The 23849-nt window shown below is 71.3% G+C and carries 20 protein-coding genes and 1 pseudogene; 8 read left to right on the forward strand and 13 right to left on the reverse strand.

The features are described 5' to 3' along the window. Positions 1-327 precede the first annotated feature (327 nt). From ABD120_RS37870 to ABD120_RS37895, 6 genes are all read right to left on the reverse strand, one after another. Positions 328-1803 carry a phosphodiester glycosidase family protein gene (locus ABD120_RS37870; protein WP_343955198.1) on the reverse strand — a complete coding sequence of 492 codons (1476 nt, stop codon included), beginning with the start codon at positions 1801-1803 and terminating at the stop codon, positions 328-330. A 127-nt stretch (positions 1804-1930) separates the two neighbouring features. Next, entirely contained in the window at positions 1931-2965 is a 1035-nt protein-coding gene (locus ABD120_RS37875; protein ID WP_343955199.1) for a methyltransferase, read from the reverse strand. A 17-nt stretch (positions 2966-2982) separates the two neighbouring features. Beyond that, on the reverse strand, positions 2983-3357 hold the full coding sequence (locus tag ABD120_RS37880; RefSeq protein ID WP_343955200.1) for a cupin domain-containing protein: 375 nt from the start codon (positions 3355-3357) through the stop codon (positions 2983-2985). A 24-nt stretch (positions 3358-3381) separates the two neighbouring features. Beyond that, on the reverse strand, positions 3382-4998 hold the full coding sequence (locus ABD120_RS37885; protein ID WP_343955201.1) for a PucR family transcriptional regulator: 1617 nt from the start codon (positions 4996-4998) through the stop codon (positions 3382-3384). Positions 4999-5044: 46 nt separating this feature from the next. Next, a complete protein-coding gene (locus ABD120_RS37890; RefSeq protein WP_343955202.1) occupies positions 5045-6652 on the reverse strand; it encodes an AMP-binding protein in 1608 nt (535 codons plus the stop codon). 13 nt (positions 6653-6665) lie between these two features. After that, positions 6666-7370 carry a TetR/AcrR family transcriptional regulator C-terminal domain-containing protein gene (locus ABD120_RS37895; RefSeq protein WP_343955203.1) on the reverse strand — a complete coding sequence of 235 codons (705 nt, stop codon included), beginning with the start codon at positions 7368-7370 and terminating at the stop codon, positions 6666-6668. 55 nt (positions 7371-7425) lie between these two features. Between ABD120_RS37895 and ABD120_RS37900 the strand changes: the two genes are divergently transcribed. Next, complete coding sequence (locus ABD120_RS37900; protein WP_343955204.1) at positions 7426-8883, forward strand: MFS transporter; 1458 nt, start codon at positions 7426-7428, stop codon at positions 8881-8883. On the opposite strand, the gene ABD120_RS37905 is transcribed toward ABD120_RS37900, so the two are convergent. Continuing rightward, complete coding sequence (locus tag ABD120_RS37905) at positions 8873-9577, reverse strand: alternative oxidase (protein ID WP_343955205.1); 705 nt, start codon at positions 9575-9577, stop codon at positions 8873-8875. The two genes, ABD120_RS37900 and ABD120_RS37905, sit on opposite strands and share 11 nt — an antisense overlap. Before the next feature lie 226 nt (positions 9578-9803). Here ABD120_RS37905 and ABD120_RS37910 point away from each other — a divergent pair, with 226 nt between their 5' ends. Then, positions 9804-11078, forward strand: a complete 1275-nt coding sequence (locus tag ABD120_RS37910) for an aspartate aminotransferase family protein (RefSeq protein ID WP_343955206.1) — start codon at positions 9804-9806, stop codon at positions 11076-11078. Further along, positions 11065-12570, forward strand: a complete 1506-nt coding sequence (locus ABD120_RS37915; protein ID WP_343955207.1) for a CoA-acylating methylmalonate-semialdehyde dehydrogenase — start codon at positions 11065-11067, stop codon at positions 12568-12570. Before ABD120_RS37910 ends, ABD120_RS37915 begins: the two co-directional genes overlap by 14 nt. On the opposite strand, the gene ABD120_RS37920 is transcribed toward ABD120_RS37915, so the two are convergent. Both ABD120_RS37920 and ABD120_RS37925 read right to left on the reverse strand, forming a co-directional pair. After that, positions 12486-13577 (reverse strand): MFS transporter, encoded by a 1092-nt coding sequence (locus ABD120_RS37920; RefSeq protein ID WP_343955208.1) that lies wholly within the window; start codon positions 13575-13577, stop codon positions 12486-12488. The genes ABD120_RS37915 and ABD120_RS37920 overlap by 85 nt on opposite strands. Continuing rightward, entirely contained in the window at positions 13574-14338 is a 765-nt protein-coding gene (locus tag ABD120_RS37925) for an SDR family NAD(P)-dependent oxidoreductase (protein ID WP_343955209.1), read from the reverse strand. The genes ABD120_RS37920 and ABD120_RS37925 overlap by 4 nt, the downstream gene beginning before the upstream one ends. Positions 14339-14396: 58 nt before the next feature. Here ABD120_RS37925 and ABD120_RS37930 point away from each other — a divergent pair, with 58 nt between their 5' ends. Next, on the forward strand, positions 14397-15239 hold the full coding sequence (locus ABD120_RS37930; protein ID WP_343955210.1) for a helix-turn-helix transcriptional regulator: 843 nt from the start codon (positions 14397-14399) through the stop codon (positions 15237-15239). 159 nt (positions 15240-15398) lie between these two features. Continuing rightward, on the forward strand, positions 15399-16022 hold the full coding sequence (locus tag ABD120_RS37935) for a TetR/AcrR family transcriptional regulator (protein WP_343955211.1): 624 nt from the start codon (positions 15399-15401) through the stop codon (positions 16020-16022). Here the strand turns inward: ABD120_RS37935 and ABD120_RS37940 are convergent. After that, on the reverse strand, positions 16012-17457 hold the full coding sequence (locus ABD120_RS37940; RefSeq protein WP_343955212.1) for a PucR family transcriptional regulator: 1446 nt from the start codon (positions 17455-17457) through the stop codon (positions 16012-16014). The two genes, ABD120_RS37935 and ABD120_RS37940, sit on opposite strands and share 11 nt — an antisense overlap. 76 nt (positions 17458-17533) lie before the next feature. Between ABD120_RS37940 and gabT the strand changes: the two genes are divergently transcribed. Together gabT and ABD120_RS37950 are read left to right on the forward strand one after the other, a co-directional pair. After that, the gene (gene gabT, locus ABD120_RS37945) at positions 17534-18850 is read left to right on the forward strand and encodes a 4-aminobutyrate--2-oxoglutarate transaminase (RefSeq protein ID WP_343955213.1); all 1317 of its coding nucleotides are present in this window, start codon (positions 17534-17536) and stop codon (positions 18848-18850) included. A 175-nt stretch (positions 18851-19025) separates the two neighbouring features. Further along, positions 19026-19241 (forward strand): hypothetical protein, encoded by a 216-nt coding sequence (locus ABD120_RS37950; RefSeq protein ID WP_343955214.1) that lies wholly within the window; start codon positions 19026-19028, stop codon positions 19239-19241. On the opposite strand, the gene ABD120_RS37955 is transcribed toward ABD120_RS37950, so the two are convergent. Both ABD120_RS37955 and ABD120_RS37960 read right to left on the reverse strand, forming a co-directional pair. Beyond that, a complete protein-coding gene (locus tag ABD120_RS37955) occupies positions 19238-20443 on the reverse strand; it encodes a saccharopine dehydrogenase family protein (RefSeq protein ID WP_343955215.1) in 1206 nt (401 codons plus the stop codon). The two genes, ABD120_RS37950 and ABD120_RS37955, sit on opposite strands and share 4 nt — an antisense overlap. Positions 20444-20525: 82 nt before the next feature. Next, positions 20526-21608, reverse strand: a complete 1083-nt coding sequence (locus ABD120_RS37960; protein ID WP_343955216.1) for an extracellular solute-binding protein — start codon at positions 21606-21608, stop codon at positions 20526-20528. A gap of 105 nt (positions 21609-21713) precedes the next feature. Here ABD120_RS37960 and ABD120_RS37965 point away from each other — a divergent pair. Then, positions 21714-23140, forward strand: a pseudogene (locus ABD120_RS37965) (aldehyde dehydrogenase family protein). Positions 23141-23176: 36 nt separating this feature from the next. Here ABD120_RS37965 and ABD120_RS37970 read toward each other — a convergent pair. Continuing rightward, positions 23177-23849, reverse strand: a 673-nt coding sequence (locus ABD120_RS37970) for a trypsin-like serine peptidase (RefSeq protein WP_343955217.1), incomplete at its 5' end; no start/stop codon positions are given.

The raw sequence follows: 23849 nt of genomic DNA on the forward strand, positions 1-23849 counted from the left end.
AATTCTTGTTTGGTCGGGCGGGGTCACTTCCTTGTGGGGGTGGCCTCGTTCGTGTTTTCCTGTGTTTTTTGGGGGTTGCCCTTTTTGGGGTGGCCCCTTTTTTTGTGCGGGTGCGGGTGCGGGTGCGGGTGCGGGTGCGGGTGTGGTGGCTGTGGGTGGGGTTGCTGGTTGGGGGTGTTCGTTGTTGGGGGCTTGTGCGCTTTGAGGTTTGGGGTGGGGGTGTGTTGGGGCCGCCTGTGCGGATCGGTGGTTGCTGGAGGCCGCTCGCGTGGGGGACGGCGGGCCCGGGGAGGCGCCCGCCGTAGCAGGAAGAGCAAGCGAAGAGAACTACCTCGGAAGTACCAGCAGGGCGTCGCCTACCGGGCGCTCGGCACCGTCGGACGGGCGGTTGACGACCTTGTTGCCGACCACCATGGCCGTGGAGCCGCCGCCGTCCAGGTTGATGGCGTTGACGGCGCCCAGCCACTTCATGAGCCGCGCGGCCTCGATCATGTTCGCGCCCACGGAGACGCCCGGGTTGCGTCCGTCGACGGTGGCGAGGATGAGGCCGCCGTTGCGGGTGACGCCCGCCATCGTACGTGGGTGGCGCCGCAGGATCATGTTGACCGAGTCGTGCCCGTCGCGCTTGGCGGTGACGTTGACGCGGCGGTTGCGCAGCAGGCCGACGCCGCCGGCGACCACGTTCAGGTCGGGGGTGAGGGCGATGTTCTTGTCGGTGCGCAGGTCGGTCAGCTTGGTGGCGACCTTGACGGTCTCGCCGTCGAGGACGTTCTCACGCAGCCAGTCGGCGGCGCCGCCCACGCCGTGCAGGACCGTGTGGCCCTTGGGGATGTTCGCGCCCGGGGCGCGGAGGGCGACGACCTTGCCGGTGGCGTCGAGGACGACGTCCGCGCCTTCGTCGGCCGGGGTCTTGGCGCCGAACTCCTCGGTGTAGAGGACGAGCTCGTCGGCTGCGGTCGGCCGGTTGACGCCGGCGATCTCCTGGCGGGAGCCGTTCTGGCCGGTGGCGGTGATCTCCGCCTTCAGTTCGGTGATGGCGGCCTTGCGGCCCTTGATCACGATGGCGGAACGGCCGGCGACGGGCTCGCTGAGCAGCTTGCCCGCGACGACGGAGGCCCCGAGCGGATCGCCGCGCAGCGCCTTGCTGGTGTGGATGTTGAAGAAACCGCCGTTGACGCCCGCGATGGCGCCGACGCCCTTGGCCATGGCTGAGGTGGTCTCGCGAGCGGCGACGCTGGCGCCGACGCTGGCCCGGTAGGAGCCCCGGAAACGCCTGGCATCGACCATGAGGACGTTCATGGACCACGGGCCGGTGGTGTTGCCGCCGTCGTCGCCGAGGTAGTCGACCCGGGCCTTGATGCCCGCGTCCTTGAGCTGCTTGACGGTCTCCTCGGCCTTCTTCTTGTCGTCGAGCGACCACATGCCGACCCGGACCATGAAGACCTCTTGCGAGGGTGCGTCGGCGACGCCGGGGCGGACGAACTTCTGCACGCTGGGCGTCAGTCCGGCGCCCTCGACCTCGGCGGCCTTGGCGTCTGCGGTCTCCTGCCTGCCGTAGTCGCGGCCGCTCGGCATGAGGACGGTGACGGAGTAGCCGTCGGTCGACCGGCCCGCCGTCAGCTGGTACAGGTCGATGCCTTGCCCGATGGCCTTGTGTGTCTTGGCGGGCGCGGCCGGTGTGCCGAGCGGGAACTTCGCGGAGGGGAAGGTCACCGCCGCCGATTCACGGGCTGCGGCCGGTACGGCGGTGACCGGTAGCGCGGTGGCCAGGGCGAGTCCGACGACGAGGGTGCGTCGAGTCATGAATGGTTTCTCCAGGATGCCGATCAATAATCCGGACTATCCTGGCGAGATCATTGTGGGCGAGGTGGGGGAACACGCCCGTGGTTACGAGATTGACATCCATTTTCCACAGAGTGCGGGCGTTTGCTTACCGGGCGGTGGGAAGGGTGGCGATGGCGAGTTCGGCGGCCGGTGAGCGCAGCGGGCGGCGGTGGCGCGGACGATTGAATCCGGCGTTCACCAGAAGTGCGCGAACCTCCGCGAACGTGCGCACCCGCCCGCCGAGCGCGGCCAGGTAGTTGAGGTCGAGCAGGCTGAGGAGCGTCCGGCTGGCCCTGCCCGGGGTGGGCCCGCCGCGGAACTGGTCGCCGATCACGGCGACGCCGCCGGGGTTGAGCGCGGCGGCGACCCGCGCGAGCAGCTCGCCCGCCTGGTCGTCGTCCAGTCCGTGCAGGACGTTGACGAGCAGTACTACGTCGTACCCGGTGCCGAGGGGGGCGTCGAGGAACGAGCCGGGCAGTGGGGTCACGCGCGGGTGCGGTGCGGCCGATGCGAGGGCCTGTGGCAGGTCGAGCACGGTGGCGTGCAGGCGGGGGTGGCGGTCGAGCAGGGCGAGGCTGTAGAGGGCGTGGCCGCCGCCGACGTCGAGCAGCCGGGTGGCGCCGCGCGGCACGGGTACGGCGGCGGCGGTCGCGGGTGCCTGCCGCCTGGCGAGCGCGGCCGTCCAGGACTGGAAGGAGCGCGACAGTTCGGGGTCGTGCTCGGTGGCGGTGTAGAGCGGTACGGCGGGGCCACCGTCCCGCACGGCCTGCTCCAGGGTGGTCCAGTAGGCGGCGGCGGCCCGCGTCCAGAACTCCAGCCCTTCGACGAGGCAGGCGGGTTCGCCTCGGACGAGCCAGGTGCGGGCGCACCGGGTGAGGCGGTAGCGGTTGCGGCGTTCGCGCAGGTAGCCGAGCCCCGTGAGGGCGCGCAGAAGGACGGCGGTGGCGTGGTGGTCGAGGCCGAGATTGTCCGACAGGTCGGCGGCCGTGGCCGGGCGGGCGGCGAGGGAGTCGAAGACGCCGAGGCGGGCGCCGGCGAGCAGGGAGTGGAATCCGAGGACCCCGAAGTAGTCGGCCAGCATCGGGGGGACGACGGACAGCCGGAAGGCCGCGGCCTCCACGGGGTTGGGAAAGAGCGGCATGACCGACCGTAGCCCGCTCAGCGGGACTGGTACACCTTGCGGAGGGTTTCGTGCACGATCCAGGTCGTCTTGGCGCCTTCCGCCAGCAGGGCGACGTCTCCCGGTCCTACCTCGATCGTGGTGCCGCCTTCGACGGCGATGGTCGCCCGGCCGGACAGGACCACGAACAGTTCGTCGGTCTCCACGTCGGTCACCACGCCCGGGGTGATCTCCCAGATGCCTCGGCCGTTGCCGAGGTCCAGGGCGGAGGTGACGGGGTCTCCGGCGACGATCTGGGCGGGGTCGAGTTCCGCCGGTGTCAGGCGAACCTCGTGGACGGGGACGGCGAACGCGCCGCCGGTGGCGAGCATGCGGCCGAGCGCGGCGGGTTCTGGCACGAGGATGTCAGGCATGATGGTCCTTGGGGCTTTCGTATCTCAGCGATTCTCGCGCCGGAACGACTCCAGCGCCAGCAACGCCACGTGCAGTGACAGGCAGGACTCGACATCGTCCAGGTCTGTTTCGAGGATGCGTTCCAGGCGGCGCAGCCGGTCGTAGAAGGCGGGGCGCGACAGGTGTGCCTTCTGCGCGGCCACCGCCTTGTTGCGTCCGGCGTCGAGGTAGATGCGCAGGATGCGGGTCAGGTCGCCGCCGCGCTGGGCGTCGTGGGCGAGCAGGGGGCCGAGCTCCCGTTCGGCGAAGGTCTGCAGGCGGGCGTCGTCGCGCAGCAGGTGGAGCAGGCCGCGCAGGCGCAGGTCGGGCAGGCGGTAGTAGGCGCGGCCGTCGGGCCTGCGGACGGCGACGTCGGCGACCTGCTCGGCTTCGAGGAAGCTGCGCCGTACGTCGCGGACGGACTCGACCACGGAGCCCGCGGCGAGCACGAACGCGCCGCCGCGCCGCCACAGCACGCGCAGCCGCTCGGACAGGGTGGTCAGCGCGGCCTCCGGCCCGGTGCGGGCGGGCAGGGGCAGCAGGATGCCCACGCTTTCCTGGTCGAGCGCGCCGATGAGGGCGGGCAGCCGGGCATCGCGGCAGGCGCCGGCGGTGGCTTCGGCGAGTTCGCCGAGCTGGGCCTGGCCGTCGAGGGCCTGTTCGACGGGTTCGGTGGGGCGGATGACCACGCTGATGAGCTTGCGCCCGGTGAGGGGGACGCCGACGGCGCGGGCGCGGGCGGCGGCCTCGTCGGGGTCGGCGTATGCGTGGGTGAGGATGCCGGTGATGATGGTGCCGTGCGCCTGGCGTTCGAGGGATTCCTGGTGGCGTTCGAGCAGGCGGCCGAGCGCGAGCGTGGTGGCGGCCCGTTCGGCCAGGACCAGGTCGCGCGGGCCGGGCTGGGCGTCGCAGAGCAGGATGAGTCGGCCCCAGTCCTGGCCTCGGGCGCCGACGGTGGTGACGAGCCAGCCGGAGGCGGCGTCATAGGCGGTGCGCTCGGGGGGCGCGACGGCGCGGGAGCGGGTCTCCCATCCGGCGAGCAGGGCGCCGATGTCGCGTCCTGCGGACTCGCAGGCGAGCACCTGGTGGGCGAGGTTCTCCAGCAGGACGGGGCGGCCCGCCAGCCGGGCGACCTGGGCGAGCACGTCGGCGGGCGAGGCGCCTTCGACGGACAGTTCGGTGAAGACCTCGTGCAGTTGCTCGGAGGCGCGCAGCTCTTCGAGCTGGATGTCGATGATGCGGGCGTGCACGGATTCGGTGATCTGCACGAACGGCGTCTCGCGGGTGAGGACGACGAGGGGCAGGCCGTGCTCCTCCGCCGCGTCGACGACGGGGCGGGGGAGTTCGCGCACGAAGCGGCGGCCGAGTTCGACGACGAGCCCGGAGGCGCCGACCTGGGCGAGGTCGGCGATGTACTCGGCGAGCTTCTCCGGGTCCTCTGGGAGGGCGACGCCGGTGGTGAGGACCAGTTCGCCGCCGCGCAGCAGATGCGCGATGTCGGCGATCTCGCCGACGTGCACCCACCGCACCTTGGTGTCGAGCCGGTCCGCGCCCGCGACCACGCGCGGGTTGCCCCGGCGTACGGTCTCCAGGGCCAGGACGTCGGCGATGGTGGGTAGCACGGGGCGAGCCTATCCGATCAGCCTGTAATTATGGTCACTCGGTCACTTACATCATGTTATCTTCGCGGAACTCGATGTTCGCCTCCTGTGTCCGGAGTTCCACCCGCCGGATCTTGCCGGAGATCGTCTTCGGCAGCTCGGCGAACTCCAGTCTTCTGATCCGCTTGTACGGGGCGAGTTCGCGGCGGCAGTGGGCGAAGATCGAGCGGGCGGTCTCCTCGTCCGGCGCGAACCCGGGTGCGAGCGCCACGTACGCCTTGGGCACCGCCAGCCGTACGGGGTCCGGTGCGGGCACCACCGCCGCCTCCGCCACGGCGTCGTGCTCCAGCAGCACGCTCTCCAGCTCGAAGGGTGAGATGCGGTAGTCGGAGGCCTTGAAGACGTCGTCGGTGCGTCCGACGTAGGTGATGTAGCCGTCGGCGTCCCGGGTGGCGACGTCGCCGGTGCGGTAGTAGGCGCCGTCGAGGCCGCTGTCGGCTCCGACGTACCCGGCCATGAGGCCGAGGGGCCGGTGCTCGTCGAGCGGCAGGCAGATCTCCCCGTCGTCGCCCTCGACGCCGGTCGCGGGGTCGACCAGCCGGATGTCGTAGCCGGGCAGCGGCCGGCCCATCGAGCCGGGCCGGACCGGGTCGCCGGGGGCGTTGCCGATCTGGGCGGTGGTCTCGGTCTGGCCGTAGCCGTCGCGGACAGTGATGCCCCAGGCCCGCTCGATCTGGTCGATGATCTCCGGGTTGAGGGGTTCTCCGGCGGCGACGGCGGTGCGCAGCGGCACCGTCCAGGCCGACAGGTCCTCCTGGATGAGCATGCGCCAGACGGTGGGCGGCGCGCAGAACGTGGTGACGCCCTCGGCGACCAGCACCTCCAGCAGCGCGGTGGCGGAGAAGCGCCGGTAGTCGTGGACGAGTACGGTCGCGCCCGCGTTCCACGGGGCGAAGACGTTGCTCCAGGCGTGCTTGGCCCAGCCGGGGGAGGAGATGTTGAGGTGCACGTCGCCGGGCCGGACGCCGATCCAGAACATGGTGGACAGGTGGCCGGCCGGGTAGGAGGCGTGGGTGTGGGCGACCAGTTTGGGCTGGGAGGTCGTGCCGGAGGTGAAGTAGAGCAGCATGAGGTCGTCGCCGCGCGTGGGGCCGTCGGGGGTGAAGCCGGGCGCGCCGTGGCCGAGGGTGAGCCAGCCGGGAGCCTCGCCCGCGCAGATGCGGGTGTAGGGGCCGTCGTCGAACTTGGCGGTGTCGGCGGGGGCGGCGATGACGTGGCGGACGTCCGCGCGGGCGACCCGGTCCGCGACGTCCTTGGCGGTCAGCAGTGTGGTCGCGGGGATGATCACCGCGCCGAGTTTTATCGCGGCGAGGGTGCACTCCCACAGTTCGGCCTGGTTGCCCAGCATCAGCAGGACGCGGTCGCCGCGCCGTACGCCGTTCTCGCGCAGCCAGGAGGCCAGGCGGCTGGAGCGTTCTGACAGTTCGGCGAAGGTGTAGGAGGCCCCGCCCACGATCTTCAGCGCGACCGCAGACGGGGTCTCGGCGGCCAGGACGCCGTCGAACCAGTCGAGCGCCCAGTTGAAGTGCTCGGCCGAGGGCCAGCGGAACTCGCGGCGGGCGTGGTCGCGATCGGCGTCGAGGAGGAGGTCGCGGGCGGCGCGGAAGTCGTTCATGGGTTGGATCCTGCTACGCGCGGGGTCGGGCCTCAAGGCCGTCGAGCACGGCGGCGAGTCCGTAGGCGAAGGCCTCCTCGCGCCGCTCCTCCGCACTGTCCGTCTTCTGCGCCTCGATACGTTCGCGCAGGCCGGGGTAGGCGGCGACGGCGGAGGCGACCACCGCCCGCATGCTCTCCTGGTCGTAGCGCTTCTCCTCCATCAGGCTCTGCCAGGCGACCTCGGGGATGGTGAACCCGAAGACGAAGCTGGTCAGCGTGGAGCTGGCGTTGTCGACGTCGTGGCCGGAGAAGCCGTCGCGCTCAAGCGCGTCGCGCAGCCGCATGGTGACGGAGATGGCCCGGGGGCCGAGTGCGGGCATCCGGCCGATGAGCCCGGCGGTCCACGGGTGCCTGAGGATGACGGCGCGCATGTCGTGGGCGAAGGCGGCGGCCATGTCGCGCCAGCCGGTCGTCGCCGGATCCGGCAGGGTCATCTCGCCCCAGACCTCGTCGAAGGCGAGTTCCATCAGTTCGTCCTTGTTGACGACGTGCCAGTAGACGCTGGTGGCGCCCGCGCCCAGCTTGGCGCCGAGTTTGCGCATGCTGAGCCCGTGGGCGCCCTCCGCGTCGAGGAGTTCGAGGGCGGTGCGCACGATCTGCTCGCGGCTGAGGCCCGGCTGGGCCTTGGACTGTCGGGGTTCCCGGGTCCACACGGAGGTGAACGGCTTGCTCGTCACAAGTCCAGGATAATTCCTCTCGCACACTGTGCGAGACTTGTCGTACATTGTGCGAGTGACATCGAACACCGTACGAGACCCTCGGCGTTGGTGGACCCTGGTCGTGCTCTGTCTGGCCACATTGGTCCTGGGCATCGACGCCACCGTCCTCAACCTGGCCATCCCCACCCTGGTCCGGGAGCTGGGGGCGACACCCTCCGACATTCAGTGGATCATCGAGGTATACACGCTGGTCTTCGCCGGGCTCCTGCTCACCGCAGGCAGCCTGTCCGACCGCTTCGGGCGCAGGAAGATGCTCATCATCGGCCTCGCCCTGTTCGGCGGCGCCTCGGCGCTGGCCCCCCTCGCGACAGAACCCTGGCACCTCATCGTGATGCGCGCCCTCATGGGCGTCGGCGGCTGTGTGCTCATGCCCTCGACCCTGTCGATCCTCATCACGGTCTTCGAGGCCGACGAACGGCGCAAGGCCATGGCCGCCTGGGGCGCGGTCTCGATGCTCGGCGTGGTCGCGGGGCCGACCGTCGGCGGCATGCTGCTGGAGACCAACCACTGGTCGCTGGTCTTCCTCATCAACGTGCCGGTCGCCGTGCTCGCCATCGTCGCCGCGCTCGTCATCATGCCCGAGTCCAAGGCGCCCGCCCGCCCCTTCGACCCGGTCGGCGTGGTGCTGTCGGTCGTCGGCCTCACCTCGGCCGTCTACGTCATCATCGAACGGGAGTGGAACCTGCCCCTCATCGCCCTCGCGGTGGTGGCCATCGGCGCCTTCGTCGTGTGGGAGCGCCGCACCCCCAACCCGATGATGCCCCTGGAACTGTTCCGCGACCGGAGTTTCAGCGGCGCCTCGTTCTCGATCCTGCTCCTGTCCTTCGGGACCGGCGCGCTCATTCTCATGCTCACCCAGTACCTGCAGTTCGTGCTGGGCTACGGGGCCATGCAGGCCGGGTTCGCGCTGCTGCCGTACGTCGTCGCCGCCGCGGCCTTCAACGGCATCGGCGCCGGGCTCGGGCAGCGGGTCAGCAACAAGACGCTCATCTGCGCCGGGATGCTGGTCATGGCCGGGGGCTTCGTGGTGCTCGCCACCACCACCGGGTACGGTCCCATGCTCACCGGCCTGCTCGTCATGGGGGTCGGCGGCGGGCTCGCGGCGCCCTCGGCGTACGCGACCCTCATGGGGGCCATCCCCGTCCAGCACGCCGGTGTCGGCTCGGCCATGAACGACACCGTGCAGCAGGTGGGCATCGCCTTCAGCATCGCGGTGCTCGGCAGCGTCCTGGCGGGTGTGTACACCTCCTCGATGCCGGGCGAGGCTCCCCCCGCCGCCCGCTCCTCCATCGGCGAGGCGCTGGCGGTGCCCGGCTGGGCCGAGTCCGCTCGCGCGGCGTTCACCGAGGCCCTGCACGTCGGCGCCTGGATCGGCGCGGTCTTCTGCGTGCTCGCCGCGGTGCTCGCGGCGACGGTGCTGAAGTCGGCGCCGGGCAAGACCCCGCCCGTCGAGGCGACGGTCACCGGTTAGCCCGCACGCGCGGCTCGCGCATGCTCTCCAGGCTGTCCAGCTTGTGCACCCTCTCGTCGTGGCCGATCTGCCTGAGCAGGTCGGCCACGCTGCGGTAGCGGCCGTACTCCGCCGCGTAGGTGCCGGGGTCCGGGACATGCTCCAGGTCCGGGTTCTGCGCCACGAAGCTCATGTACTCGTGCTCGGCGTGGTCCTCGAACTCGGCGTTGAGCCGGTAGCTCCAGTCGGGCCTAACCAGGAACAGCACCCACGAGACGTGGTAGTAGAAGAAGGCGATCAGCCAGGGCGCCGCCCGGTGCAGCAGCCAGTCGCGCGACAGACCCTGCCGGTCGATCAGGTCCTCCACGATGAGCAGGTGGAACTGCTCGTTGTCCTGGTCCGCGCGGGCCTCCACGATCCGCTCGAAGACCCGCCTGGCCAGCGCCGACCGGGTGCGGTGGCGGTGGACCGCCCAGTAGCCCATCCGCTCCCACGCCTGGTACGGCACCCGGGCGATGATCTCCAGCATGGCGAACTTGGTGAAGCTGCCCTGCTTGCCGTACAGCAGGTCCACGGGCTTGAACATCATCCGCGCGAGCAGGCTGTAGCTCATGCGCGGGGTCGCGAGCGTCTCCCACTGGGCGCGCAGGAGTTCGTCGGGGCCGAGCTTGGGCGGGCCCGGGTGGACGGCAGGGCGCTCGATGGTGACGGTCATCTCGGATCTCCTCTGTCTCGGTGACGATCCGATCGTGGTTCACCGGCGCCCTCGCGGTCGTCGTCCGGCGGGCGGCACTCGCACTGCGGCTCCAGCCGTAGGGGCCGGGCCGGTCCTACTTCGCCAGGCGCACGGGATCACCCTTAGGGGAGGCATTACGGACTGTAAAGGGAAAGCCGGGAGCGCCGACAGACTGCGGCTGGTGGATACGGCGATACTCGAAGCCATGTCGGAGCTTCTCGCGCGTCACCGGGCGGTCATGCCCAACTGGCTGGCGCTCAACTACCCCGAGCCCATCGAGATCGTCAGCGGTAAGGGCAGCCGCGTCGTCGACAGCGACGGCAACAGCTACCTGGACTTCTTCGTCGGCATCCTGACCAACATGATCGGGTACGACGTGCCGGAGGTCCGCGAGGCCGTCGAACGGCAACTCGCCACGGGCGTCGTGCACACGAGCACCGTCTACCTGCTGCGCGGCCAGATCGAACTGGCCGAGAAGATCGCGCGCCTGTCCGGCATCCCCGACGCCAAGGTCTTCTTCACCAACTCCGGCACCGAGGCCAACGAGACCGCGCTGCTGCTGGCCACCTACGCCCGGGGTGGCGACCAGATCCTCGCCATGCGCCAGAGCTACCACGGCCGCAGCTTCGGCGCCGTCGCCGTGACGAGCAACCGCGCCTGGAAGAACAGTTCGCTGTCGCCGCTCAACGTGCACTTCCTGCATGGCACCGACCGCCACCTGAGCCAGTTCAAGGGCCTGTCGGACGCCGATTACATCGGCGCCTGCGTCGAGGACCTGCGCCACGTGCTCGCCACCGCCGTCACCTCCGACGTGGCCGCGCTGATCGCCGAGCCGATCCAGGGCGTCGGCGGCTTCACCGCCGCTCCCGACGGGCTGTTCGCCGCCTACAAGGAAGTGCTCGACGAACAGGGCATCCTGCTCATCTCCGACGAGGTGCAGACCGGGTGGGGCCGCACCGGCAGCGCGTTCTTCGGCATCCAGAACCACGGCGTGACGCCCGACATGATGACCTTCGCCAAGGGCCTCGGCAACGGCTTCGCCGTCGGCGGCGTCGTCGCGCGCGGCGACCTCATGGACGCGCTGCCCGCGGTCGGGCTGTCCACCTTCGGTGGCAACCCGATCTCCATGGCCGCCGCCAACGCCACCCTCGACTACGTGCTCGACCACGACCTGCAGGCCAACGCGCACCGGACCGGCGGCTTCATCATCGACGGGCTGCGCGCGGCCGCCGCCCGCCTGCCGATCGTGCGCGAGGTTAGGGGCCGGGGCCTGATGTTCGCGATCGAACTGGCCGAGCCCGCGCAGGCGAGCCGGTTCATGGAGCTGACCAAGCAGGCGGGCCTGCTCGCGGGCAAGGGCGGCCTGTACGGCACCGCCATCCGCATGGCCCCGCCCCTTACCCTGACGCTCGACGAGGCCGCCGAGGGCCTCGGCATCATCGTCGACGCACTGGAGACCATCACCGATGAAGTCCGTTAACCACTGGATCGGCGGCCGCCCCTTCGACGGCGACGACCGCGCCGGGCAACTGTTCGACCCCTCGACCGGGCAGGTCAGCGGCACCGTACGGCTGGCCTCCGAGACCGACGTGGACGCGGCGGTGGCCGCTGCCGTCGCCGCCTTCCCCGCCTGGCGGGACGCCTCGCTCGTCAAGCGCGCGCGGGTGCTGTTCCGCTTCCGTGAACTCATGGAGGCCCACCGCGACGAACTGGCCGCGCTCATCTCCGGCGAGCACGGCAAGGTCCACTCGGACGCGCTCGGCGAGGTCGCGCGGGGCCTGGAGGTCGTCGAGTTCGCCTGTGGCATCCCGCACCTGATGAAGGGCGGCTTCTCCGAGGGCGTCTCCACCCGGGTCGACTCCTACTCGATCAGGCAGCCGGTCGGAGTGGTCGCGGGCATCACGCCGTTCAACTTCCCGGCCATGGTGCCGATGTGGATGTTCCCGATCGCCATCGCGTGCGGCAACGCCTTCGTGCTCAAGCCGTCGGAGAAGGACCCGTCGGCGTCGCTGCTCATGGCCCGGCTCTGGCAGGAGGCCGGGCTGCCCGACGGCGTCTTCAACGTCGTCCAGGGCGACAAGGTCGCCGTCGATCGCCTGCTCACCCACCCGGACGTGCGCGCGGTCTCCTTCGTCGGCTCCACCCCCATCGCCCGGTACGTCTACGAGACCGGCACCGCCCACGGCAAGCGGGTGCAGGCGCTCGGCGGCGCCAAGAACCACATGCTCGTGCTGCCGGACGCCGACCTCGACCTGGTCGCGGACGCCGCCGTCTCCGCGGGCTTCGGCTCGGCCGGCGAGCGGTGCATGGCCATCTCGGTCGTGCTCGCCGTGGACCCGGTCGGCGACGAACTCGTCAAGAAGGTCGTCGAGCGGGTGGACAAGCTGGTCGTCGGCCCCGGCGCCGACCCCGCCTCCGAGATGGGCCCGCTCGTCACCCGCGAGCACCGCGACAAGGTCGCCTCCTACCTGGACCTCGGCGTCTCCGAGGGGGCCGCCCTCGTCGTCGACGGCCGCCGCACCCAGGTCCTCGGCGGCGGCACCGCCGAGGACACGCCCGGGTTCTGGCTGGGCCCCACCGTGCTCGACCACGTGCCCGCCGGGTCGCGGGTGCACACCGAGGAGATCTTCGGCCCGGTGCTGTCGGTCGTGCGCGTGGGCTCGTACGAGGAGGGGCTGGAGATCATCAACGGCCTTGAGTACGGCAACGGCACCGCGATCTTCACCAACGACGGCGGGGCGGCGCGGCGCTTCCAGAACGAGGTCGAGGTCGGGATGGTCGGCATCAACGTGCCGATCCCGGTGCCGATGGCCTTCTACAGCTTCGGCGGCTGGAAGGCGTCGCTGTTCGGCGACACCCACGTGCACGGCATGGAGGGCGTGCACTTCTACACGCGCGGCAAGGTCGTCACCTCGCGCTGGCTCGACCCTTCGCACGGGGGAGTGAACCTGGGCTTCCCGACGAACCGGTAGCCTCCCTGCGGCCCAGCATGACGTGGACGGCGATCGACAGCACGGCGCAGATCGCGGCGCTCGTCCACAGCACCGCCTGCCAGGCCCCGGTGAGGTGCCCGGCGACGTGGGCGGTGAACTCGGGCCGCAGCACCTCCGGGAGCGTCGCGAGCGGGCCGTCGAGGTCGCCCGCGCCGGCGGCGTCGGCCAGGTCGGCCGGGCTGCCCCCGTATCCGGGGAACCCGGCCGCCAGGCGGCCGCCGAGCAGGCCGACCAGTCGGATGCCGCTGACGCCGTTCGACGGCGACGAAGACGGCCAGCAGCACCGCCGCGCCGGCCAGCAGGCCGAGCACTTCCGGGCTGGACCAGCCCCACCTCGGGCCCTCGGCGGTGCCGAGCATGAGCAGGAACAGGGCGCCGACGAAGGTGGCGGTGCCGTACCAGTCCACCTTCGCCGCGCTCTCGCCCCTGGACTCGCGCATGAACGGCACCGCGAGCAGCACCAGCGCCATCAGCACCGCGTGCACCCAGAAGAACGAACGCCAGCCGAGCGTGTCGGCGAGCACTCCCGCGGCCATCGCGCCCATGGCCAGCCCGCCGCCGGTGGCGATGCCGACGGCGGCGAACACCCGGGTCCTGGCCGCGCCCTCGAAGGTCGTGGCCAGGATGGCGCTGCCACTGGTCAGCAGCGCCGCCGCGCCCGCCCCGGCGGCCGCCCGCGCGAGGTCGATGAGCAGGATGTCCGACACCGCGGCGCTGATCGCGGAGGCCGCCGTGAACAGCACCGCGCCGCCCGTGAACACCCGCCTGCGGCCGATCCGGTCGGCCAGCGCGCCGCAGGCGAGCATGAAACTGGCGAAGGTGAGGTTGTAGCCGTGCACCACCCACTGCAGCGCGGCCAGGGAGGCGCCCGTGTCGCGGCCGAGATGCGGCAGCGCGACTCCCGAGCCCGTGACGGACGTCGGCAGGACGACCAGCGTCGCGATGATCGCGACCAGGCTGATCGTCCTGGTACGGGCCGGCGTCACAGGACGATGGTGTTCGCCAGGCCGCCGTCCACGAGCAGGTCGACGCCGTTGACGTAGCCCGCGTCGGCGGAGGCGAGGAAGGCGACGACGGTGGCTACGTCCTCCGAGGTGCCGATGCGCCGGAGCGGGACCCGCGCGCGCACGGCCTCGATCTCCTCGGGGCTCGTGACGGCCGCGTGGAACATGTCGGTCGCGATGTATCCGGGGCTGACCGCGTTGACCCGGATGCCCCGGTCGGCGAGGTCGGCCGCCAGCGACCGGGTCAGGCTGGCCACGGCGGCCTTCGTCGCCGCGTACACCGATCCGCCGCCGAAGCCCCTGTACTGGGTCCACGAGGCGTTGATCACGATCGATCCGCCCTCCCGCAGCAGCGGCAGCAACCGCTGGACGGTGAAGTACACGCCCTTGAGGTTGGCGTTCATCACGTGGTCGTAGTCCGCCTCGGTGAACTCCTCCACGTGCTTGAACGTGGCCGCACCGGCGTTGGCGAAGACCACGTCGAGGTGGCCGAAGTGGGAGCGGGCCGCGGCAGCCAGCCGCTCCAGGTCGGCAGATTTCGTGACATCGGTGGAAACAGTCAGCACCCGGTCGCCCGCGTCGAGCGCCTCGGCGGCCTCGCGCAGCCGCTCCTCCGAGCGTCCGGCGATCACCACCTGGGCGCCCTCGTCGAGGAAACGCCGGGCCGTCGCCAGGCCCATGCCGCTCGCGCCCCCGGTGACCAGGGCGACCTTGCCGTCAAAACGTGCGTTGTTCGTCGTCATGCCGAGAATCATGTGGGCGGACGTCCGGGTATGGGGAGAGCGAACCTATGGTGGTGTTATGACCACCACCCAGACGCCACGCCGGGAGGGACTGCGCGACTTCCTCCGCTCGCGCCGGGCCAGGGTGATGCCCGAGGAGGTCGGGCTGCCCGGCGACCGGGCCCGCCGTACGCCCGGACTGCGCCGCGAGGAGGTCGCGGTGCTCGCGGGTATCGGGGTCTCCTGGTACACCTGGCTCGAACAGGGACGCGACATCAAGGTCTCCGACTCGGTCATCGAGTCGATCAGCCGGGTGCTGCGGCTCGACCCCGCCGAGCGCGCCTACTTCTACCGGCTGGCCGGACTCAACCCGCCCGCGTCCCCGCCCTCGGAGGGCGACGACCCGGCGCAGCTCGCCGAGCTGGAGCGGCTGCTCGGCTCATGGGCGCCGTACCCCGCCTACGTCCTCGACCTGCGTTGGAACTACGTGCTGTCCAACGCCGCCGCGCAGGCGGTGTTCGGGGTGCCGCGCACCGGCGGCAACTGCCTGGAGCTGTTCTTCACCGATCCCCGCTTCCAGTCGTTCTTCGCCAACCGGGCCACGCTGGCGCCGGAGCTCGTGGCGACCTTCCGCGCCCTCGCGGCGACCTACCCGGACGACGACGGGTTCGGGGTGATCCAGCGCCGCCTGTACGCCCGGAGCCCCGAGTTCGCCCGGCTGTGGGACCGGCACGACGTGCGCGCCGCGACGATCGGCACCAAGGACGTGGTGCACCCGTACGTCGGCGAGCTGAGCTTCGACCACCACGTCATGAACCCCGCGAACCGGCCTGACCTCCGGGTGATCGTTCACCTGCCCCGGGGTGAGGATGCCCGCGACAAACTAGAGCGTCTTCTGCGGGAGTTTCCCGGGTACGTCTGAACAGCACGGGTGCGCGCTTGCTTTGCCGCCATGTAACGGAAGTAGTACTAATTCGGGATGTTTACCCTGTCGGGCGGTTTGAAGGTTCGTCGCCCTGGCTAAGTCAACGGGTGCGGGTTTACCAGAGCGGCGAGCCCCCGAGTAGAAAGGCACAGGCCCATGACGTCCTCGGCGCCGCTCGGGCTTCAGGGCGCCTACCTGCTGGGCGAACGGGCCGGACAGGACGAACTGCGCGCGAGACTGCTCGACGTGGCCGTACGGCTGCTGCAGAGCGACGGGCCGGAGAGCCTGAACATGCGGCGCATCGCCAGCGAGGCTGGGTGCACGACCACCGTCGTCTACACCATGTTCGGCAACCGCGAGGGCATGGCCGAGGCCCTGTACCTCGAAGGCTTCGAACGCTTCCGCAGGCACATGGAGTCGGTCTCCAGCAGGGGCGACCCCCTCGACCACCTCACCGCGCTCGGCGTCGCCTATCGCGAGGCGTGCCTGGCCGAACCCGGCTACTACTCGCTGATGTTCGAGCGTGCGATCCCCGGCTTCGAGCCGAGCGAGCGGGCGCGCACCCTCGCCAGGGCCGCGCTCAACGTCCTCGACCGGGTCATCGCCGACTGCATCGCTCAGGGCTTCCTCATCCCGACGCAGCCCCGCAAGATCGCGGACGCGGTGTGGGCGGCCGCCCAGGGCGCGATCGGTTTGGAACGCGCCGGGCACCTGCGCGACGGCAGCACCTACGAGGCCGTGACCACGGCCACGATCTGCTGCTACCGCGTCAACGACTAGCCTCCAGCGCCAGCCACAGCTCCGCGCGCACGCCCGGATCGTCCAGGTCACGGCCCAGCAGCTCCGTGACCCGCCGCATCCGGTACCTCAGCGTGTGCCGGTGCACGCCGAGCCGCTGCGCCGCCGCGTCCCAGTGCCCGTTGCACGCCAGGTAGGCGCGCAGCGACTCGACGAGGTCGGCCCGCGAGCCGTACGCGGTGAGGGGGGCCAGCAGCGCCGTCGCGAACGCGCGGGCGGCCGAGGGCTCCACCAGCGCGAGCAGCCCCTGCCCGGCCAGGTCGGTGAACCGGGTGGGGCCGTCGCCGGCCGCCTGCAGCGCCCGCCGCGCCTGGTCGAGGCCGCCGCCCAGCCCCTCGTACGCCACCGGCCCGCTCACCCCGGACGGACCGTCGAGCAGCGCGAGCGCCTCCCGCAGCGTCTCCTCGGCGACCAGCGCGACCGCGTATCCGGGTACGGCGCCGATCTCAAGGCCGGCGGGTTCGGCCGTGAAGACCCTCGGCTCCAGCGCCTCCAGGACGTCCGGCCGGGCGGCGAGCACGACCACCGGCTCCTCGGGCAGCCGGACGCCGAGCGGTTCGAGCGCGGACCGTGCCCGCTCACCCGCGCCCGCCAGCAGCAGCGCGAGGACGGCCGAGCGCACCCGCCGCTCGGCCTCCCGCTGGGCGCCGCCCTGTTCGAGGGCGAGCGTGAGCAGCGACCCGGCGGCGTTGACCACCGTGTGGGCGACCGGTGAGAAGGGGCGGCGGGCGCCGACGGCGAAGAAGCCGCGCGGCCGGGTGCCGCCGCCGAGCGGCTGCACGATCATGTGACTGTCGGGACCGGACAGCGCGAGGCTCGCGGGGGAGCGGGCGTCGCCGCGCAGCCGGGCCAGCTCACCGGTCACCGCCTGGACCCGGGCGCCCGCCGTCGCGTGGCGCACCTGGCCGGACTCGTCCAGCAGGACGGCCCAGCCGTCCACCTCCTTGGCCAGCCGGTCGATGACCGCATGGGTGCCCTCGGGCCGCAGCGCGGCCCGCGTGAGGCGGCCCTGGGCGGCGAACGCGCCGGTGATCTCCTCGTACTGCTCGGCCGCGAGCAGCTCGCTGACGGTCTTGGTGATGGCGATGAACGGGACCTCGCGCGGCACCTCCAGCAGAGGCAGCCCGGCGGCCGCCGCCTCGGCGACGAGCGCGGGCGGCACGGCGTCGTGGCTGAGCCCGACGGCGAAACCGAGCCCGGCGACGCCGCGCGCGACGAGCCGGGCGACATATCCGGCGTGGTCGTCCTCCAGCCGCATGCCGGTCGTCAGCAGCAGCTCAGAACCCTCCAAATAGGGGGTCGGGTCGGCCAGTTCGCTGACCGCCACCCAGCGGACCGGCGAGTCCAGTGACCCGGCCAGTGCCTTGAGCCCCATCCGTCGCACGACGGTCCGCAGTGAAGGCGGCATCTTGTCCATTCCGGCAGGTTGTAGCCCCTCCAGTGTGACATATCGACCTATCTTGCCGAGGGGGTGGCGGCCGTACCTTCGGCTTATGAGCATTCCGCAGGAGCGTCGTCTCGTCACCGCCGTCCCCGGCCCCCGGTCGCTGGAGCTGCTGGCCCGCAAGCAGCGCGCCGTGCCCTCCGGCATCGGTACCACGCTGCCCGTCTTCGTCACCCGGGCGGGCGGCGGCGTCGTCGAGGACGCCGACGGGAACTCGCTGATCGACTTCGGGTCCGGCATCGCCGTGACCAACGTCGGCAACGCCGCGCCGCGCGTGGTCGAGCGGGTCACCAAGCAGGTCGCCGACTTCACCCACACGTGTTTCATGGTCACGCCGTACGAGTCGTACGTGAGCGTCTGCGAGAAGCTCAACGCGCTCACCCCCGGCGACCACGACAAGCGCACCTTCCTCGTCAACTCCGGCGCCGAGGCCGTGGAGAACGCCGTCAAGGTCGCCAGGTACGCCACCGGCAGGCAGGCCGTCGTGGTCTTCGACCACGGCTACCACGGCCGCACCCTGCTGACGATGGCGCTGACGGCCAAGAACATGCCCTACAAGCAGGGCTTCGGGCCGTTCGCGCCGGAGGTCTACCGGGCGCCGCTGGCCTACCCGTACCGCTGGCCCGGCGCGAACCCGGCGGAGGAGGCGTTCGCCCAGGCCGTCGAGATGATCGACAAGCAGATCGGGGCGCAGAACGTGGCCGCGGTGGTCATCGAGCCGATCGCGGGCGAGGGCGGGTTCATCGAGCCCGCCAAGGGCTTCCTGCCGAAACTCGCGGAGTACTGCCGGGCCAACGGCATCGTCTTCGTCGCCGACGAGGTACAGACCGGCTTCGCCCGCACCGGCGACCTGTTCGCCTGCGAGGACGAGGGGGTGGTGCCCGACATCATCTGCACGGCCAAGGGCATCGCGGGCGGGCTGCCGCTGGCGGCCGTCACCGGCCGGGCCGAGCTCATGGACGCCGTGCACCCGGGCGGCCTCGGCGGCACCTACGGCGGCAACCCGCTGGCCTGCGAGGCGGCGCTGGCCGTCCTGGAGACCATCGAGCAGGAGGACCTGGTCGCCAGGGCCCGCCGGATCGGCGAGATCATGCTGCCCAGGCTGCGGGCTATGCAGGAGCGCTTCCCGGTCATCGGCGAGGTGCGCGGGCGCGGCGCGATGATCGCGATCGAGCTGGTCGAGCCCGGCACCAAGACGCCGAACCCGGCCGTCCTCCAGGAGGTCGTCAAGCGCTGCCACGCCGAGGGGCTGCTGGTGCTGACCGCGGGTACCTACGGCAACGTGCTGCGCTTCCTGCCGCCGCTGGTCATGCCCGAGCACCTGCTGGAGGAGGGCCTGAGCATCCTGGAGAAGGCGTTCTCCTAGAAAACCATGACAAACAGGCCAGCCAGCTTGCGGGTGGTTGGCCTGTTTTGTTGGTTTACGGCACGCCGCCCAGCCGTGATTTCACCTTGACTTGACGCGCAACCGGCCGATCAAGCCCGAAGTCGGGGTTATAACGGTTCCGGTATGCGGGTGGGCTATCGCCTGGGGGACAGTGATGGACTGGGGCTCGATGCTGACGTTCGACCCTGACGGCCTGAGCTGGGCACAGCGCGACGGTGACGCCTGCGTGATCTGCCACAAGAGATGGCCTCGGCCCCGGGTGCGCGTCGGCCGCTTCCCCGACGACACACACGTGCTGGCGTGCAACGACTGCGCCGATTCGCTGACACCGGCGCCGCGTGCGACCGTCGTCTCCTTCAGGGGCCGCTAGGCGGCCTGCCTGATCCCCCACGGCGAGCCGTAGTCGTTCAGCAGGTCGAGGAAGGGCACCGCGTCGAACGCCTCGGGGCCGAGCACGCCCTCGCCCTTCCACGTGCCGGAGGCCAGCAGCTCCAGGGCGACCACCGGGTGGATGGCGGTCTGCCAGACGACGGCCTGTGATCCGTACTCGCGCATCGACCAGGCGTTGTCCACCACGTGGTACAGGTACACCTCGCGAGGGGCGCCGTCCTTGCCGGTGCCCTTGACCCAGGTGCCCGCGCAGGTCTTGCCGCGCATGCGCGCCCCGAGCGTCGCCGGGTCGGGCAGCCGGGCCGCCAGCAGGTCGCGCGGCGCGACCTCGGCCGAGCCCACCCGCACCTTGTCGGCGCTGTCGAGGCCCAGCTTGCGCAGGGTCTTCAGGATGCCGATGAACTCCTCGCCGAGGCCGTACTTGAAGGTCACCCGCCGCGCCTCGATCCAGCGGGGCACGAGCAGGACCTCCTCGTGCTCGACGTTGACGCACTCGACCGGGCCGATGCCCTCGGGGAAGTCGAAGACCTCCGGGTCGCTGAAGGGCTCGGTCGTGCGCCACTCGCCGTCCTCCCAGACGACGGGCGGGTTCAGGCACTCCTCGATCGTGGTCCAGATCGAGAACGTCGGCGCGAAGTCGTAGCCGTCCACGACCAGGTCGGCGCCGTCCCTGATGCCGATCTCGTCGATGGTGTCGAACAGGTGGTCGGCGGCGTACCTCGCGAACACGTCGGCCAGGCCCGGCTCCACCCCCATCCCGACCAGGGCCAGCCGGCCCTCGCCGCGCCACCGTCCGTCGAGCTCGAACTGCTCGTCGCCGAGCTTCACGCCCGGTTTGCGGTACGGCTCGCGCGGGTGCGGCTTCGACAGCGACATCGCCATGTCGAGGTAGTGCGCCCCGGCCTCCAGGGCGGCCTCGAACAGCGGCATGGTGAAGCGCGGATCGACGGCGTTGAACAGCACGTCGCACCGGTGGGCGCGCAGCGCCTCGACCACCTGCGCCCGGTCGGCGGCGTCGAGGCGGATGGCGCTGAAGCGGGGGTCGTCGACCTGGGCGACCGCCTGCGCGGCCCGGCTCTGTCTGGAGTCGGCGACCACGATGTGTTCGAAGAAATCTCGGCGGGCGGCGATGGGGACGACGGCGGATCCGACGCCTCCGGCGCCGACAAGAAGGATTCTCATGCGGCGACGATACACTGACTGGCTATTCAGTCAATCGCTGGGCAGAAGAAAAGCCCCTGGCAGGGGCTCGGATACGGGGGGTTCAGCCGACGATCGACCGCCACTTGTCCGCCCAGATCCGGTAGTCGCTCGGTGAGCGCACCGCGTACTCGATCCGGTCGAGGGCCTTCGTGTCGGTGGCGCCGTAGGCGTCGCACACCCGCCGCGCCGCGCCCTTGCACGCCTGCGGATGCGCCGGGGCCAGCCCGACCCACGCCGCCGCGTCGCGCTGCACCTCGGGGTCGGCCGTCCACGACAACCACCGGTAGGCGCACTCGCTGTTCGCGACCCCCGCGCCCAGCATCCACGAATCGGCCCAGCCGGTGGTGCGGCTTGTCTCGATCGCCTCGACCGGCTGGCCCGCCGCCTGCAACTGCCGCCGAAGGTAGGGCGTGACCTGCGCGTAGTCGTAGGAGCCCGTGGCGAACCCCTTGAGCAGGTCGAGCGGCGCCTTCCAGTAGGACCGCGCGGTCTGCTCCTTCAGCAGATCGAGCGCCGAGTCCAACTGCGCCTCACCCAACGTGTACGGATCACCCTTGGCCCCCGTCGCCAGCGCCGCGTCGGCGATCGTGAGCGGATCGTCCTTGAGCGAGGCACGAGCCGAGGCGAACACGTCCTTGACCGACGGCGAACCCACCTTCGAGCCGTCGTAGACGAACTCGTGCGAGCCCCACAGGTAGGGCACGCCGTACGCCTTGCCGTCCTGCGTGGTCAGCTCGCGCAGCCGCTTGCCGAGCTTGTCGTAGCCCTCGACCTTGTCGAGCACCAGCGGCTGCACCTTCTCGGCGGCGATCAGCTCGCCCGCCAGGCCCGGCCCGGCGGAAACGAGGTCGTAGGCACGCTCGGTGAGCCGGGCCCGCATCTCGTCGGCCGTCTGCACCTGGTCGAGGCGGGCGATGCGGCAGCCCGTCTGCTTCTCGAACGAGCCCGTCCAGTTGACCTTGCGGTTGATGCCGCCGTACTCGGCGTAGCCCCGGTAGGTGAGGATGGTCAGCGTGCCGTCGCTGCGCGGCGGCGTCGGGGTCGCGGTCGGTGTGGGGGCGGGCGTCGGGGTCGCGTGTGTCGCGCCGGAGACCGAGACCACGGTGACGGCGGCCACGGCGAGGACGGACAGACGACGTTTCACGAGAGCCGAGCTTACCCCCGGTTGTACGTAACGGTGGGCCCCGCCGCCGGAGTTGGCCACCCCGGTACAAATCACCACACCGCCCTGTGGCATAACGTCAGGGGTATGGACGTGCGCACCTTCTGGCTCGCAGGCCGCCCCGCGACCGGCGACACCGAGCTCACCGTGACCAACCCCCACGACGGTCGCGAGGTCGGACGATACTCCGTGCCGACCGCGGCCCAGGTGGACGAGGCCCTGGCCGCCGCTGCCGCCGTGGCGGGGCAGGCCGCCGCGCTGCCCGTGCACGTGCGCGCCGAGGCCCTCGCCCACGTCTCGCGCCGCCTGGCCGAGCGTGCCGAGGAGATCGCCCAGCTCATCACGGCCGAGAACGGCAAGCCGATCATGTGGGCGCGCGGCGAGGTCGCCCGCGCCGTCGCCACCTTCCGCTTCGCCGCGGAGGAGACCCGCCGCTGGTCCGGCGACGTGCAGCGGCTCGACACCGAGACCGCCGCCACCGGCCGGCTCGCCTATGTCTCCCGCGTGCCCAAGGGGCCGGTGCTGGCGATCACGCCGTTCAACTTCCCGCTGAACCTGGTCGCCCACAAGGTCGCGCCGGCCATCGCCGTCGGCGCGCCGGTGATCGTCAAGCCCGCCCCCGCCACCCCGCTGTCGTCGCTGTTGCTCGGCGACCTCCTGGCGGAGACCGATCTGCCCGAAGGCATGTTCTCCGTGCTGCCGATCGAGAACGAGCGGGCCGCCGCCCTCGTCGACGACCCGCGCCTGCCGATCGTCTCCTTCACCGGCTCCGCGCCCGTCGGCTACGCCATCGCCGACCAGGTGCCGCGCAAGCACGTCACCCTCGAACTCGGCGGCAACGCCGCCGCCGTCGCCNNNCCGACGCCGACCTCGACTGGGCGGCGCAGCGGGTCGCGCTGTTCGCCAACTACCAGGCCGGGCAGAGCTGCATCGCGGTCCAGCGGGTGATCGTCGAGCGGCCGGTCTACGACGCGTTCGTCGAGCGGCTGCTGCCCGCCGTCGCCGCACTGGTCACCGGCGACCCCTCCGACGAGAAGACCCAGGTCGGGCCGCTGGTGTCGGTCGCCGCCGCCGAGCGCGTCGAGCAGTGGGTCGGCGAGGCCGTGGCGGCGGGGGCCCGCGTGCTGGCGGGTGGCACCCGCGACGGCGCGACGGTCGCGCCGACGGTGCTGGCCGAGGTCCCCTCCGACGCCAAGGTCGCCCGCGAGGAGGTCTTCGGCCCCGTCATGGTGCTCCAGCCGGTCGCGTCGATCGACGAGGCGTTCGCGCTGGTCAACGACTCGAAGTACGGGCTGCAGGCCGGGGTGTTCACCCGCTCGCTGGACGTCGCCTTCCGGGCCAACCGGGAACTGGAGGTGGGCGGCGTCATCATCGGCGACGTCCCGTCGTACCGGGCCGACCAGATGCCGTACGGCGGCGTCAAGGACTCGGGCGTCGGCCGCGAGGGCCTGCGCTCGGCCATGGAGGACTACACCTACGAGAAGGTCATGGTCCTGACCGGCCTGTCGCTGTAGCGGCGCCGGGGGCGCACGCGCCCCCGGCCGGGTACGTCACGCACGTTCCGCCGTCGTGAACAGGGCCTTCGCCGAGTCGCCGAGATAGGGGCCGTACATCGTGCGCCGGTCGTCGCTGTACTTGAAGCTGCTCACCGACGTGATGAGGCCCTTGCCGGTGGCCGGGTCGAAGCGCGACAGCCACGGCCCGCCGCTGGAACCGGCCGTCATGCCGCACGCCAGGCCCTGGTCGCGGGTCTGGCCGTAAGGGTCGTCGCGCAGCCGTCCCGCGCAGTAGACGAGCTGCTCGCCGTCGTACGGCGGGTCGGCGGGGTAGCCGAAACCGTAGACGTGGCCGCCGCGCCCCGGGTTGAAGGCGATCTCCTGGGTGCCGACCACGTCGGCGACGTGCCGCCCCGACGAGGTGTTGAGCGCGACCATGCCCACGTCGTAGCTGTCGTCGCCGCTGCGCGACCACGGGGCGGCCACGAACATCCGCCGCGCGGTGTAGGTGCCGTACGGTCGCCCGCCCCCCGCCCGGTAGCCGGGCACGAAGGTCCAGTTGGCCGCCCACTCGCCCGCGCCGTCCTTGACGCAGTGGCCGGCCGTGACCACGACGTCGCGGTTGGCGCTGCGGATCGTGCTGGCCGAGCAGACGAAGTCGACGCCCGCGACGGTGAGGAAGACCCGGCCGGTGGTCTTGGCGACCAGGCCCCCGCCGCCCCAGCGC

This window comes from Nonomuraea longicatena (assembly GCF_039525605.1).
GTDB lineage: Bacteria > Actinomycetota > Actinomycetes > Streptosporangiales > Streptosporangiaceae > Nonomuraea > Nonomuraea longicatena.

Coding starts and splice junctions, on each gene's coding strand:
- ABD120_RS37955 (WP_343955215.1), bottom strand. CDS start 20,443: ATGAGAATCCTTCTTGTCGGCGCCGGAGGCGTCGGATCCGCCGTCGTC.
- ABD120_RS37870 (WP_343955198.1), bottom strand. CDS start 1,803: ATGACTCGACGCACCCTCGTCGTCGGACTCGCCCTGGCCACCGCGCTA.
- ABD120_RS37950 (WP_343955214.1), top strand. CDS start 19,026: ATGGACTGGGGCTCGATGCTGACGTTCGACCCTGACGGCCTGAGCTGG.
- ABD120_RS37915 (WP_343955207.1), top strand. CDS start 11,065: ATGAAGTCCGTTAACCACTGGATCGGCGGCCGCCCCTTCGACGGCGAC.
- ABD120_RS37905 (WP_343955205.1), bottom strand. CDS start 9,577: ATGACCGTCACCATCGAGCGCCCTGCCGTCCACCCGGGCCCGCCCAAG.
- ABD120_RS37935 (WP_343955211.1), top strand. CDS start 15,399: ATGACGTCCTCGGCGCCGCTCGGGCTTCAGGGCGCCTACCTGCTGGGC.
- ABD120_RS37940 (WP_343955212.1), bottom strand. CDS start 17,457: ATGGACAAGATGCCGCCTTCACTGCGGACCGTCGTGCGACGGATGGGG.
- ABD120_RS37890 (WP_343955202.1), bottom strand. CDS start 6,652: ATGAACGACTTCCGCGCCGCCCGCGACCTCCTCCTCGACGCCGATCGC.
- ABD120_RS37875 (WP_343955199.1), bottom strand. CDS start 2,965: ATGCCGCTCTTTCCCAACCCCGTGGAGGCCGCGGCCTTCCGGCTGTCC.
- ABD120_RS37930 (WP_343955210.1), top strand. CDS start 14,397: ATGACCACCACCCAGACGCCACGCCGGGAGGGACTGCGCGACTTCCTC.
- ABD120_RS37925 (WP_343955209.1), bottom strand. CDS start 14,338: ATGACGACGAACAACGCACGTTTTGACGGCAAGGTCGCCCTGGTCACC.
- ABD120_RS37880 (WP_343955200.1), bottom strand. CDS start 3,357: ATGCCTGACATCCTCGTGCCAGAACCCGCCGCGCTCGGCCGCATGCTC.
- ABD120_RS37910 (WP_343955206.1), top strand. CDS start 9,804: ATGTCGGAGCTTCTCGCGCGTCACCGGGCGGTCATGCCCAACTGGCTG.
- gabT (WP_343955213.1), top strand. CDS start 17,534: ATGAGCATTCCGCAGGAGCGTCGTCTCGTCACCGCCGTCCCCGGCCCC.